The following is a 12,269-nucleotide window of genomic DNA, read 5'->3' as shown; positions in this document are numbered from 1 at the left end:
TTTCTTTCAGGGTCAGAACTCAGTTTGCAGTCAGTTCAATCACGTCGATGCTGTACAGCGTAGTGGTGCCGCTCACTTCGTTGCCAATCGCCAGCATTGGCTTACCGCTGGGGCTTTCATCCGCAGAAATGAACGCCAGGCCTTCCGGTCCAAGATCACCGGCCATACCCGCCTCCAGATCCGCCTGGGATACCGAAAAATCTCGATTATTCAGATATTGGACGAACTCTGGATTCTGGGGATTAGTAACGTTGTAGACCATGATGCCGCCAACTCGCTCCAATCCAATAAACGCGAAAGTCTGGCCATTGATTATGCCTACGGCCACCGCCTCCGGCTCAGGGCCCTTGTCGTCCGATCGATTGTCGAAGGAATTTTCGTCATTGTTGCCGTTGAAGTTGTCGGGGATCAGGCTAGCGGTGACTCGTTCGAATTCGCTGCCGCTGTCGAAAACACGCTGGCCGTCAGCGCTCCAGATACTGAATGAGCGCGCCCCGTAGCTGTACAGGGTGTCGTATTCGCAGCTGTTTTCCACGTATAACTTGACGTCGTCCACGTCCACATTGGTGTCACCGTTCAGGTCGCCAAGTTCAGCGGGCAGCTGTGATGGGTCACAGCCGTTGCTGATGCCCATGGTGGAGGTGGTGTTGAGACGACCCAGGTTTTCGTCTTCCAACAGATTGGTTATGGCCGCCAGCTCACCGGCTGGGTTCAAGGTCAGGTCGGCCATGCGGAATTCTTCGGTCCAGCCATCGTAATCCCGCGAATCGCCCTCGTTGGCGGTGATGTAGTAGGTTTTACCGTTGTAGCCGTAGCTTGCGATGGCGTCGGGCATGTACATGCCTTTCACTGGCCAGTTGCGAATGTTGATACCGCTGTCACGGTTGCTGGCGTCCAGTTCGTTGCCGATGATGCTGTGGTCCTTGAAGCCAAGCGGCACGATGGCCGTGATTTCACCGGCAGCGATGTCCAGTTCGGCCACGGCGTTATTTTCCTGCAGGGCTACCCAGGCTTTGGTGTTGTCGATGGATACGGCTATGTATTCCGGCTCCATGTCCTGGGCCAGTGTGGCGCCTGGGCCGAAGACCCGCAGGCCCGCGGTTACCAGGTCGGCCTGGTCAGCATTGAAACCGGTGAAATCGGCGGTGGTCACGGTGGCAGACGCTACGCCGTTGGACAGATCAATAATGCTGACAGAGCCTTCAGGATCTACGCTATAGTCGTCACTCGGCTCGCCTTCGTTGGCAACCAGCACTTTCATGCCATCCCGCGTGAAGGTCACCATGTCGGGCAGCGCGCCAACCACAACTTCACCAACTTTGTTGAGGTCCGTGCTGTTGTAGAACACAACCTTGCCATTTGCCTGCTTGTTCTCGGCTTCAATGGCCACTGCCACAAGATCACCATAAACCGCGACGCTATTTGCAGCAGCACCCTCAGCTGTGGCGTCAATCGTGCTCAGTTTCACAGGCATCGCTGGATCATTTATATCGAGCACATCGATCGTACTGGCGAGGGCATTCACTACGAATAGTCGCTGATTCGAGGGGTCGTGGGCGACAATCTCGGCAGCACTCTCGTCAAAAACCTCTCCTTCCGCCTGATAGGAGCCCACCACATTCAGCTCAATGAGCGTCTGACTGGTGCCAGGTGCACCGTCTGTGCCGTCGTCGCCGTCACAGCCGGCAAGGCCGAGAACCGATGCCAGTATGGCGGTACCAAGGAGGGATTTACGCAGTTCCATATTCGCCTCGTCTTTTAAAGTGTGTTGATTCACGACACACTTTATTGAGGTAAGGTGACATAACTGCGTCAGACAGAAGACAATCTGATGACAAACGAATTGCAGCGACAAAAAAATGGCGACCCCGCAGGGTCGCCATTCATTCAGCGCACTCGGCTCAGTGACCGAGGTAGCTGCGATACATCCACACCGTCTTCTCTTGCTGGGAGATATAGTCGCTCATAAGGGCAACGGTACCCTCGTCGTCCGCCTCACCGGCCAGACTGAGCAGTGTCCGTTGTTTGCCGATCAGCTTGGCAAAGCTTTCGACGATATTGTCCATCGCTTCCTTGCCGTCGGAAACATCTTTTCGCTCCGGCACTTCCGAACGCTCTATGTAGGTACTGTAGGCATGAGCCGGGCGGTGGCCGAGCGTCAGAACCCGCTCTGCGATCTCGTCGATCTTGAGTAGCAGATCGTCGTAAAGCTCCTCGAACTTTACATGCAGCTCAAAGAAGTTGTCGCCTTTGATGTTCCAGTGATAGCCGCGAACATTCATATAAAAGATCTGATAGTTGGACAGCAGATCATTCAGGGAATCCGCAAGCTTTGCTGTTTTCTCGGTATCAAGCCCAATAAAATTCTTACCCATAATGCATCTCCTTGGCAGTTATGACTTCAGTCTGGCTAAAACTATACGCCCGATCGCCAGACGTCGGGAAGTTTAGTTTGCTAATCTCGGCGATAGGGGCGTTGCATAGCGCTATGCAAACCCCAAAAAAGATAGCTCAAAGCTATCGAAATTCTCAACACAATTCATTTAACAATCATTCTCAACCGGCGTTAAATGTAAACATCCAAGAACGAAACCGGAGAGAACCATGAGCGCGTTAAAACTGTTCGTACACAACCATGGCACGAATGGCGATCAGTCGCTGATCAAGACGGTAACGTTCGCCCTCACCCATTTTACTGTCGCCTTTACCGTGGCTTACCTTCTCACCGGCGACATCCTCATCGGAAGCCTGATCGCCATGGTGGAGCCGGCAATTAACACGGTTGCCTATTTCTTCCATGAAAAGATCTGGGCCAGGCGCCTGAGGAATGCAAAGGCGACAGCTGGAACTCTAACCCACACCCAGCCTCACACCTGTTGATCCCGATCAAGGGCCGGTTCAGATGCCCGGCCCGCAATCGGTGCAACCCTCCTCTGGCGCTGGACCGATATTCAGGTTGCGATTCAGGTCTTTTAGCGCAGTCCTCAGCCCTTCCTCAATGACCGGGTGGTAAAACGGCATTTCCAGCATTTCGGTGACGGTCAGTCTTCGCTGGGCAGACCAGGCGAGCAGATGGGCAATGTGTTCCGCCGCCGGGCCAAACATCTCCGCTCCCATAAACAGCCCACTACCATGCTCACCGTATACCCTCAACAGGCCCTTGTTTTTGCCGATCACCCGACTGCGGCCCTGATCCTCGAAGGACACCTCCCCAACGGCGAAGCAGCCGCGGCAGCGCTCATCAACCTGGTGAATCGTCAACCCCACCGTCGCAATCTGCGGATCGGTGAAGACCACGGCCAACGGCGTGCGGCGAAGCCCGGTTCGCACATCCGGGTATGACCCAGCGTTATCGCCCGCGATCCGGCCCTCGTCAGCTGCCTCATGCAACAGCGGCAGACTGTTATTGGCATCGCCTGCAATAAATATGTGGCTCTGGCCACAGCGCAGAGTATGGGGATCAAACAGGGGCGCTCCCTTTTTATCCAGCTCAATACCGGCGTTCTGGATATCCAGCCCATCGACGTTAGGACGACGCCCGGTAGCCGCCAGCAGGTAATCGAAGGTTTCCGTCTTTGCATCGGCGTCGCCATTCTCAAAGGTAATGGCAACGCCCTCTTCACCACGCTCAACCTTCTTTACATCCGAATCCGGATCCAGAGGAAATTCTTCGTTAAACGTTTTCAGCGCGTAATTCCGGATAGTTTCATCCTGGATAGGACCAACCGAACCGCCAACTCCGAACATACGGACACGCACGCCCAGCCTGCTCAGGGCCTGCCCCAACTCCAGACCAATCACCCCCGGGCCAAAGACTGCCACCGAATCGGGAAGATCCTGCCATTCGAAGATATCGTCGTTTACAACCAGCCGATCCTTGGCATCTTTCAGGAACCCGGGAACATTGGGTCGGGAGCCTGTGGCGATGATGATACGCTCCGCCTCAACCTCGACATTGCCGTCGACGACCAGACGATTCGGGCTGGCAAACCGGGCGTGGCCTTCAATGCGATGCGCATCCGGAAACTTCTCGACCGAATCAATCACCGAAGCAACAAAGCGGTCCCGTTCGCTTCGCACCCTTTCCATCAGCCGCTTTCCGTCGATCCTGATATCCCCGGCAGACACGCCGAAAAGCTCACCAAGCTGCATCTGATGAGCGTTGTCAGCGGCCGCGATCAACAACTTGCTCGGCATACACCCGACTCTGGCGCAGGTGGTTCCATAATGGCCGCCTTCGATCAGCACAACCTTGTCGGTTACTTTGCGCACACGCTGGTAAGCCACCATACCGGCGGTTCCAGCTCCGATAATGGCAACGTCTACGGTTCGCTTTTCCATACAAGGGTCTCCTGACAGGGCATTCCCGGAATCGGGAACAGGGAAGATTGGGACGGCTGTGCCCCAAGTATAGAAGCCGTGACAAGTTTCACCCACACGATGAAAAACGCACCGATTCCGCCTATGCTGTCAGACTTTTCAGGCAACGGACGTCTCAACGGAGGAATTGGGAAGATGCAGAGTTACTGGCCGGAATTTCTGACGGTAGCCTTTGTCCACCTGCTGGCAGTGGCCAGTCCCGGGCCGGACTTTGCCGTGATGCTCAGACAGGCTCTGTGCCAGACCCGGCGAAACGCGCTGCTAAGCGCCATTGGTATCGGCGGGGGCATCCTGGTGCATGTCTGTTATTCCCTGCTGGGCATTGGTCTGCTGATCCAGCAATCGATCATGCTCTTTAATGTTCTCAAGGTGCTCGGGGCACTTTACCTTGCCTGGATTGCTGTCCAGTGCCTGCGGGCAAGGGCCGGCGGCATTCATGTGGAACAGCATCCGACGGGTGGACAGTCCGGTATCGCAGCCCTGCGATTGGGCTTCCTGACCAACGCGTTGAACCCCAAGGCAACGCTGTTCTTTGTGTCCCTTTTCTCTGTTGTGATCAGCCCAGGCACACCCATTGCGCTCCAGGCCGGCTATGGCATTTACATGGCCCTGGCCACGGCACTCTGGTTCGCCATGGTTGCCATTTTCTTTACCCTGCCCCGCGTCCGCCGCGGGTTTAACCGATTCGGGCACTGGCTGGACCGGCTGATGGGCGGCGTTCTCCTGTTGCTCGCCGGACAGCTACTGCTGTCTACAGTGAGCGGATCAGAGCCTCCGTCTGCGCCCATCCCAGACACGGATCGGTGATCGAACAGCCGTAGCGCAGATCTTCGCCGTCGTCCTGACGCCCCGGCTCCAGAAAGCTTTCCAGCATCAGACCCCGAATATGGTGGTTACCGGCGCGGCGCTGCGCCATCACGTCCTGGGCAATATCCAGCTGTCGCTCTGACTCCTTGCAGGCGTTGTCGTGACTGCAGTCCACCATGACGGCTGCGGACAATCCTGCCTCTGCCAGGGCGCCCACAGCCTGCTCAATGCTGGACGCATCGTAATTGGTGATACCGCGGCCACCGCGCAACACCAGATGGGTGTCGGGATTGCCCCGAGTGGTAATCATGACCGGCGCGCCTGTTGCCGAAACCCCAAGATGATGATGGGGATGGGAAGCCGATTTCATGGCGTTGGTGGCGACGGCGATACCACCATCGGTGCCATTCTTGAAGCCGGTCGGCATGGGTAGCCCACTGACCATCTCCCGATGCACCTGCGACTCGGTAGTTCGGGCACCAATAGCCGTCCAGCTCACCAGATCCCCGAGGTAATCCATGGCGAACGGGCTCAGGGCTTCGGTGGCCAGTGGCAGCCCCATAGCAGCCAGATTGAGCAGCAGGCGGCGTGAGCGACGCAGCCCTTCATGCAGATCGCCTGCACCCGTGCGCTCGGGATCGTACAGGAGCCCTTTCCAGCCCACCGTGGTCCGGGGCTTTTCCAGGTAGGCCCGCATAACGATAAGGAAGCGGTCACTGACTTCATCCGCCAGCGCTTTCAGCTTTTCCCCGTATTCCAGTGCGGCCACCTCATCGTGGATGGAGCAGGGCCCCATGACGATCAGCGTTCTCGTGTCGCTGCCCTGCAGAATCTGCCGGATTGCCTGCCGGTGTTTGTCGACCTGCCGGACAATGTCGTCGCTGGCCGGCATCTGAAGCTTGAGCTCCGCCGGCGTTGGCAGAACCACTTCTTCCCGGTGGGTGACCGGTGATCCGACTACCTGGTGTGTCAGTTCAGTGTTCAAGGACATATTCATGTCAGTGCTTCCGTTTCCCTGCGTCAGAATCAAAAAAGCCCCGGCTGGTGGGCTACCAGTCGGGGCTTTTCGAGTCCGGTGGCAGCCTGGGGTTTCTGCCGGGCTGCCTTCCTCGTTATTCGTTCGATGAAGATCCTATGGGCGGCCCCGGCTGTGGCTAAAATAAAAGCCATAACCAAACCACCAGAAAAACACAGCAGCGACTGCAGCCGCCGGCTTGGCGCCGAAAGCTTGCAAAACATTCAATTGACAGGTCGCGTGTGTCGTCTTCATGCTTTTCAATATATACCCCCGGTTTTCACCTTGGCAACCCGCGTGCCGGAGTTTTTTTCACCACCGACATCAGGGTTGGGAGCAATCAATGGTCTATTTTGTCCGACGATACCCTCTGCAGCTGGCCCTGGCGTTCTTGCTCGGGCTGATCTCCAGCCAGGTTTTGGCCCAGGCCGAGACCCGCACCTATCAGCTCAATAACAGGCCGGGCGACGATGTGGCGGTGCAGATTCGCGAGCTCTATCAGGGCTCGCCGGTAACCGTGACTGCGAGGGGGCAACAACTGGTGGTGCGCGGCGAACCGCCCTTGCTGGAGGAAATCGGACGGCTTGTCGAAACGTTGGATGTAGCGCCAGTCCAGGTTCGGATCACCGTTCGCTCCAGAACGGACAGCGGCGGCAAGCGCTCAGGTGCCGGCATCTCCGCGTCGAACGGTCAGGCAGGAATATCCGCAGAGCGTCGCGTTACCAGTACCGGCAGCGCTCAGGAACGATCAGTAATCATGCAGGATGGCCAGTCGGCGCACATCACCTCGGGCCAGGTCCGGACAATCCCCGTCGCTGTTCGTGGTGGCCGAAATCCTGCTGCCTTTCTACAGCAGGTCGAAACGCGCAGTGGCTTTCTGGTCAGCCCCCAGGTTATTTCCGATCAGGCGGTCGAACTGAGCATTGTTTCCTTCGAGGAAGAACCGGCAAACCTGGACGGCTACGAAACGGAGGCGGTGGTCACCATCCGGCGTGTGGAGCCGGGACAGTGGGTAACATTGGGAAGCACCGCAACCCGATCAACCCAGGAGCGCAGTAGCATTACCTATCAGGTGAACAGCAGTCGGTCCGAGAACCGGAGTTTTGAAGTGCGGGTCGACGTTCTGCCCTGATATCAGGCGTGGCGCTTGCCCAGCAAGACCTGCTTGGCTTCGTTCAGCTTGGCCGCCAGGTAGTCGTTCCCGCCGCGATCCGGGTGCAGTTTCTGCATGAGCCGGCGGTGGGCCATCACGATGTCCTCCTCGGCACAACCGGCTTTCACGCCGAGGATATCGCAGGCTTCGCGCTCTGACATCTGGCCGACCAGATCAGCGCCCGGACCAGCGTGATCGTTCCCCTGCGCATGCCCGTCTTCCCGCTGTTTCGACCCCATGAACCGGTTGATTTCAGGGGCAAACTTCAACAAGGCGGGGAGTTTGCGCAACAGCGGAATAACGGCCGCCACCGCCGCTGTAAGCACATGGATCCGGCCCGTTAGCACCATAAACACCAGCAGTGCGCCGCCCACGACCAAGATAACTTTCCAGGTGGCCGCCTTCTTCTTTTCGGCGGACAACGCACCCCATTGTTTCAGAATCACAAACACGGCAGCTGCCAACGCGATTCCCAGAATCCACTGCATGGTTGATCCTCACCCTGAATACCGTCGTAATTCTGTCACTGTCGCCCGTTACATTACCAGTGCCCTGCGCGGAAAAGCCCCCGCCAAGAAAACGACCATGATATCTGTCAAATCTGACCAATCCGAAGTCTAGATAGAAATACTTACAACCCGGTGACATTAGCGACCCTGTTTTGTAGGATGCTATGCTTTCCAAAATCTGACACAGATCCTCAGGACCCGAATCATGCGCACTGCTTCCCGCTTTCTGATCGTCATTATATTTCTCGGCGTGGTGCTCGGAGGCATCTTCGGCTACAAATTCTACCAGTTTGGCCAGATGCAAGAGCAGATGTCCCAGCCCCAACCGCCGGCGCAGATTTCCGCCGTTGAGGCTCAGAACGAAGCCTGGACACCGGCCATCAAGGCCGTGGGCAGTGTTGAAGCCATTAACGGCATCCGGGTGGCCAATGAGGTGCCTGGCGTGATTGAGGCCATCAATTTCGAGTCCGGCGACGTTGTCAAACAGGGCGACATATTGATCCGCATTGACGCCGCCATTGATGAGGCTGCCCTCCGCACACGCCGTGCCGAAGCGCAACTGGCCGAGCAGGAATTCAAACGGGTATCCGACCTGTTACCCAAGCGCGCAGTGTCGCAGTCCCAATACGATGAAGCCAAGGCCAATTTCGACGCCGCCCGCGCACGGGTCAATGAAGCCGAAGCCCAACTCAGCAAGAAAATCATCCGCGCGCCCTTCGATGGCACGCTCGGTATCCGGATGGTCGACCAGGGCGAATACATTGCCACCGGCACCCCAATTGTCGAGATCAACATGCTGGATCCGATTTATGTCGACTATACATTGCCCGAGAAAAACCTGCCGAACGTAGCAACAGGCTACCCGGTGGTCGCCACCGTTGCAGCCGTTCCTGAGCAGGTTTTCGAGGGTTCCGTCAGTGCCATCAACACCTCGGTTAACCCGGAGACCCGGACTGTTCGCGTTCGCGCCACACTCTCTAACCCGGATAATCTGTTGCGCCCTGGCATGTTTACCACCGTGATGACCCAGCAGCCGGAAGACAACCAAGTAGTCACGTTGCCGCGCACCGCGATCTCCTACAACACTTACGGCGACTTTGTTTTTGTCGTTGAAGAAAATGACGAAGGGAACCTGGTGGTCAATCGTCGCACGGTAACCACCGGCGAAACTCGCAACACCCGCGTAGCCGTTCTGTCCGGGCTGGAAGCCGGAGAAACCGTTGTAGAGAAGGGATTGCTGCGTCTGCGCGCAGGCCAGAAGGTTGCCATTCAGGACGAAGAGCCGAAGCAGGGGGCGTCTGAGTAATGCGCTTCACCGATATTTTTATCCACCGTCCCGTTCTTGCGACGGTGGTGAGCCTGCTTATCCTGCTCGTGGGCGCACGGGCTGCCATGGAAATGGAAATCCGGCAGTACCCTGAACTCGAAAGCACCACGGTGACTGTGACAACGGCCTATCCCGGTGCCAGCTCCGATCTGATCAAAGGGTTCATTACCACGCCGCTGCAGCAGGCAATTGCCGAGGCGAGTGGCATCGACTATCTCACCTCCACCAGCTCCCAGGGCGCATCCACCATCGAAGCCAAGATGGTGCTGAACTATGACGCCAACGCCGCCCTCGCGGAAATACAGGCGAAAGTGGCGAGCCAGCGCAACGTGCTGCCAGCGGAGGCCCAGGACCCGGTAATTACATCAACCACCGGTGACTCGACCGCCCTGATGTATATCGCCTTTTACAGTAACGAGCTGGCGGTGCCCCAGATCACCGATTACCTGACCCGCGTTGTCCAGCCCCGACTGCAGGCGCTTTCCGGTGTCGGCAAGGCGGAACTGCTGGGTCGTAAATTCGCCCTGCGGGTGTGGCTGGATCCGGAACGCCTGGCCGCCGTGGACATGACACCACAGGAGGTGGTCGCAAAGCTCCGGGCCAACAACTATCAGGCCGCCGTTGGCAACACCAAAGGCACCTACACCGAAATCAGCATGACCAGTGACACCGACGTCGCTGATCCGGACGCATTCCGCAACCTGGTCGTCAAACAGTCCGAAAGCACCCAGATCCGCCTGGAGGACATCGCCCGGGTAGAACTCGGGTCGGAAACCTACGATCAACTGGCCCTTTACAAGGGTCAGCCGGCCACTTACGTCGCAATCGAACTGGCTCCCGGGGCCAACCCGCTGACAGTCGCGGGCCTGGTAAAAGACCAGCTCCCGGACATCGAAAGCCAACTGCCGTCCGGACTGGATGTTCGCCTCGCTTACGACGCCTCAGACTTCATTGAAGATTCGATCAACGAGGTTATCCAGACGCTGCTGGAAGCCATGATCATTGTTCTGGTGGTGGTATTCCTTTGCCTCGGTTCGGTTCGGGCTTCGATTGTTCCGTCGGTTGCGGTGCCGCTGTCACTGATTGGCGGCGCCTTCATCATGCTGATGTTCGGCTTCTCTCTGAACCTGTTGACCCTGCTTTCCATGGTGCTGGCCATCGGCTTGGTAGTGGACGATGCGATCATCATGGTCGAAAACGTGCACCGTCACATTGAGCAGGGTGAATCCCGTTTTGATGCAGCCATAAACGGCGCCCGGGAAATGGCGGTTCCGATTATTGCCATGACGACCACCCTCGTAGCAGTCTACGCGCCCATCGGTTTCATGGGCGGACTGGTCGGATCTTTGTTTACCGAGTTTGCATTCACGCTGGCCGGTACGGTGGTTATTTCCGGGATCGTAGCCCTGACGCTCTCTCCGATGTTGTCGGGTATGGTGCTGAAGCCCCATGGCAACCCGGGTAAGTTCGAAAACCTGGTAGAACGCTCTTTCAACGGACTCTCTGCCAGTTATAAAGCTGCCCTTTCGTCCCTGATGCAGACCAAGTCCGTGGTGATCTTTTTCGCCCTGGTGGTGCTCGGCTCCATCTACTTCATGGTCAGCATGAGCGAAAACGAACTGGCGCCCACTGAGGACCAGGGCATTCTGTTCTACCAGGGACTGGGCCCACAGACTTCCACCCTCGATTATCTCACCGAGCACGGTGATGAAGTTCAGAACCGCATGGAGACGGTCCCCGGCTACAACGAGGACTTCATGATCATTGGCATCACCGGCCCCAACGCGGTGTTTGGCGGCTTCAAGCTGGCGCCCTGGAGCGAGCGCGACATCACGCAGTTCGAAGCACAACCGATGCTGGATGCCGAGCTCAAGAAAGTTACCGGACTCCAGACCGCAGTGTTCCCTCGCCCTTCTCTGCCAGGATCGGGTGGAGGCCTGCCTTTCCAGTTCGTGATTACCACTGGCAGCAGCTATGAACAGTTGAACGAGGTAGCTGATGAAATGCTGGGCAAAGCGATGGGCAGCGGCAACTTCATGTTCCTGCAGAAGTCCATCAACTTTGATCGTCCTGTCACGCGCATCAACGTCGATCGGGATCGGGTAGCTGACCTTGGCCTGTCCATGCAGGACGTCGGCCAGAGCCTGTCGAGTATGCTTGGCGGTGGCTACATTAACCGGTTCAGCATGGAAGGACGTTCCTACCAGGTCATACCACAGGTTGACCAGGAGTTCCGCCTGGATGCCCAGGCCCTCAATGAATACTACATTCGAGCGGACAACGGCGAACTGGTGCCTCTGGGCAGCGTAGTCAGCTTTACCCGGGATGTTGAACCGTCCAACCGGACCCAGTTCAACCAGCAAAACTCCCTGACACTGCAAGGTGTGGTCATGCCTGGCGTGGCTGCCGGCACCGCTATGGACTTCATGGAGCAGACCGCAGCAGAAGTCCTTCCCCAGGGGTTCAGCTACGACTACACAGGGCAGAGCCGGCAGTTGGCCACTCAAGGTAGTGCTCTGGTGGTAACCTTCTTCCTGTCGCTGCTGGTGATTTATCTGGTACTGGCGGCTCAGTTCGAAAGCTGGAGAGACCCGCTCATCATCCTGGTATCGGTGCCCATGTCGGTAGCCGGTGCCATGGCGTTTATCGTGCTTGGCTTTGCCACCATGAACATCTATACGCAGGTGGGTCTCATCACGCTGATCGGTGTAGTATCGAAAAACGGAATTCTGATCGTTGAATTCGCGAATCAGCTCCAAAAAGAGCGAGGGCTCAGCAAGTTCGACGCCGTAGTCGAAGCCGCTGCGATCCGCCTACGGCCGATCATCATGACTTCTATCGCCCTGATTTTCGCGATGATACCGCTGCTGATCGCCATTGGTCCGGGTGCAGAGAGTCGTTTTGCCATCGGCCTGACCATCAGTGCAGGCCTTGGTATCGGCACCCTGTTCACTATCTTTGTTTTGCCGGCGTTCTACATTCTGCTGGGCCGCGATCATCACGGTTCCGGCGGAGAGAAAGAGGACCACGGCTCAGAACTCGAAGCAAAGACGGCTCCGTCTCACTGAGGCGGAGTGA

At 57.2% G+C, this 12,269-nt stretch carries 10 protein-coding genes; 5 read left to right on the top strand and 5 right to left on the bottom strand.

Annotated elements, in window-relative coordinates; genetic code table 11:
• Window positions 1-19 precede the first annotated feature (19 nt).
• A complete protein-coding gene (locus tag CFB02_RS16820) occupies window positions 20-1,744 on the bottom strand; it encodes a choice-of-anchor I family protein (protein ID WP_088558924.1) in 1,725 nt (574 codons plus the stop codon).
• A gap of 157 nt (window positions 1,745-1,901) precedes the next feature.
• Complete coding sequence (locus CFB02_RS16815; RefSeq protein WP_014578457.1) at window positions 1,902-2,375, bottom strand: Dps family protein; 474 nt, start codon at window positions 2,373-2,375, stop codon at window positions 1,902-1,904.
• A 229-nt stretch (window positions 2,376-2,604) separates the two neighbouring features.
• Between CFB02_RS16815 and CFB02_RS16810 the strand changes: the two genes are divergently transcribed.
• Window positions 2,605-2,880, top strand: coding sequence for a DUF2061 domain-containing protein (locus tag CFB02_RS16810; protein ID WP_172835840.1), 276 nt, complete (start codon window positions 2,605-2,607; stop codon window positions 2,878-2,880).
• A gap of 18 nt (window positions 2,881-2,898) precedes the next feature.
• On the opposite strand, the gene CFB02_RS16805 is transcribed toward CFB02_RS16810, so the two are convergent.
• Window positions 2,899-4,341, bottom strand: a complete 1,443-nt coding sequence (locus CFB02_RS16805) for a dihydrolipoyl dehydrogenase (RefSeq protein WP_088558923.1) — start codon at window positions 4,339-4,341, stop codon at window positions 2,899-2,901.
• A 174-nt stretch (window positions 4,342-4,515) separates the two neighbouring features.
• On the opposite strand from CFB02_RS16805, the gene CFB02_RS16800 reads away from it, so the two are divergent.
• Window positions 4,516-5,187, top strand: a complete 672-nt coding sequence (locus tag CFB02_RS16800) for a LysE family translocator (RefSeq protein WP_088558922.1) — start codon at window positions 4,516-4,518, stop codon at window positions 5,185-5,187.
• Here the strand turns inward: CFB02_RS16800 and CFB02_RS16795 are convergent.
• Window positions 5,132-6,184, bottom strand: a complete 1,053-nt coding sequence (locus CFB02_RS16795) for a 3-deoxy-7-phosphoheptulonate synthase (protein ID WP_088558921.1) — start codon at window positions 6,182-6,184, stop codon at window positions 5,132-5,134. The genes CFB02_RS16800 and CFB02_RS16795 overlap by 56 nt on opposite strands.
• Before the next feature lie 361 nt (window positions 6,185-6,545).
• Between CFB02_RS16795 and CFB02_RS16790 the strand changes: the two genes are divergently transcribed.
• Window positions 6,546-7,334, top strand: a complete 789-nt coding sequence (locus tag CFB02_RS16790) for a secretin N-terminal domain-containing protein (protein WP_088558920.1) — start codon at window positions 6,546-6,548, stop codon at window positions 7,332-7,334.
• Between the two features lie 2 nt (window positions 7,335-7,336).
• On the opposite strand, the gene CFB02_RS16785 is transcribed toward CFB02_RS16790, so the two are convergent.
• Window positions 7,337-7,843: a hypothetical protein gene (locus CFB02_RS16785; RefSeq protein WP_008173338.1), complete on the bottom strand. Its 507-nt coding sequence runs from the start codon at window positions 7,841-7,843 to the stop codon at window positions 7,337-7,339.
• A gap of 226 nt (window positions 7,844-8,069) precedes the next feature.
• Here CFB02_RS16785 and CFB02_RS16780 point away from each other — a divergent pair, with 226 nt between their 5' ends.
• Both CFB02_RS16780 and CFB02_RS16775 read left to right on the top strand, forming a co-directional pair.
• The gene (locus tag CFB02_RS16780) at window positions 8,070-9,170 is read left to right on the top strand and encodes an efflux RND transporter periplasmic adaptor subunit (RefSeq protein WP_088558919.1); all 1,101 of its coding nucleotides are present in this window, start codon (window positions 8,070-8,072) and stop codon (window positions 9,168-9,170) included.
• Window positions 9,170-12,259, top strand: a complete 3,090-nt coding sequence (locus CFB02_RS16775; protein WP_088558918.1) for an efflux RND transporter permease subunit — start codon at window positions 9,170-9,172, stop codon at window positions 12,257-12,259. Before CFB02_RS16780 ends, CFB02_RS16775 begins: the two co-directional genes overlap by 1 nt.
• The last annotated feature ends 10 nt before the right edge of the window (window positions 12,260-12,269 follow it).

It is taken from the genome of Marinobacter sp. es.042, assembly GCF_900188315.1.
GTDB lineage: Bacteria > Pseudomonadota > Gammaproteobacteria > Pseudomonadales > Oleiphilaceae > Marinobacter.
Note: the sequence above shows the minus strand (reverse complement) of the source record. Positions and strands in the feature narration are given on the sequence as shown.

Bases quoted from the DNA above. Each gene is read 5' to 3' on its own strand.
- CFB02_RS16820 (WP_088558924.1), bottom strand. From the start codon at position 1,744: ATGGAACTGCGTAAATCCCTCCTTGGTACCGCCATACTGGCATCGGTT.
- CFB02_RS16815 (WP_014578457.1), bottom strand. From the start codon at position 2,375: ATGGGTAAGAATTTTATTGGGCTTGATACCGAGAAAACAGCAAAGCTT.
- CFB02_RS16810 (WP_172835840.1), top strand. From the start codon at position 2,605: ATGAGCGCGTTAAAACTGTTCGTACACAACCATGGCACGAATGGCGAT.
- CFB02_RS16805 (WP_088558923.1), bottom strand. From the start codon at position 4,341: ATGGAAAAGCGAACCGTAGACGTTGCCATTATCGGAGCTGGAACCGCC.
- CFB02_RS16800 (WP_088558922.1), top strand. From the start codon at position 4,516: ATGCAGAGTTACTGGCCGGAATTTCTGACGGTAGCCTTTGTCCACCTG.
- CFB02_RS16795 (WP_088558921.1), bottom strand. From the start codon at position 6,184: ATGAATATGTCCTTGAACACTGAACTGACACACCAGGTAGTCGGATCA.
- CFB02_RS16790 (WP_088558920.1), top strand. From the start codon at position 6,546: ATGGTCTATTTTGTCCGACGATACCCTCTGCAGCTGGCCCTGGCGTTC.
- CFB02_RS16785 (WP_008173338.1), bottom strand. From the start codon at position 7,843: ATGCAGTGGATTCTGGGAATCGCGTTGGCAGCTGCCGTGTTTGTGATT.
- CFB02_RS16780 (WP_088558919.1), top strand. From the start codon at position 8,070: ATGCGCACTGCTTCCCGCTTTCTGATCGTCATTATATTTCTCGGCGTG.
- CFB02_RS16775 (WP_088558918.1), top strand. From the start codon at position 9,170: ATGCGCTTCACCGATATTTTTATCCACCGTCCCGTTCTTGCGACGGTG.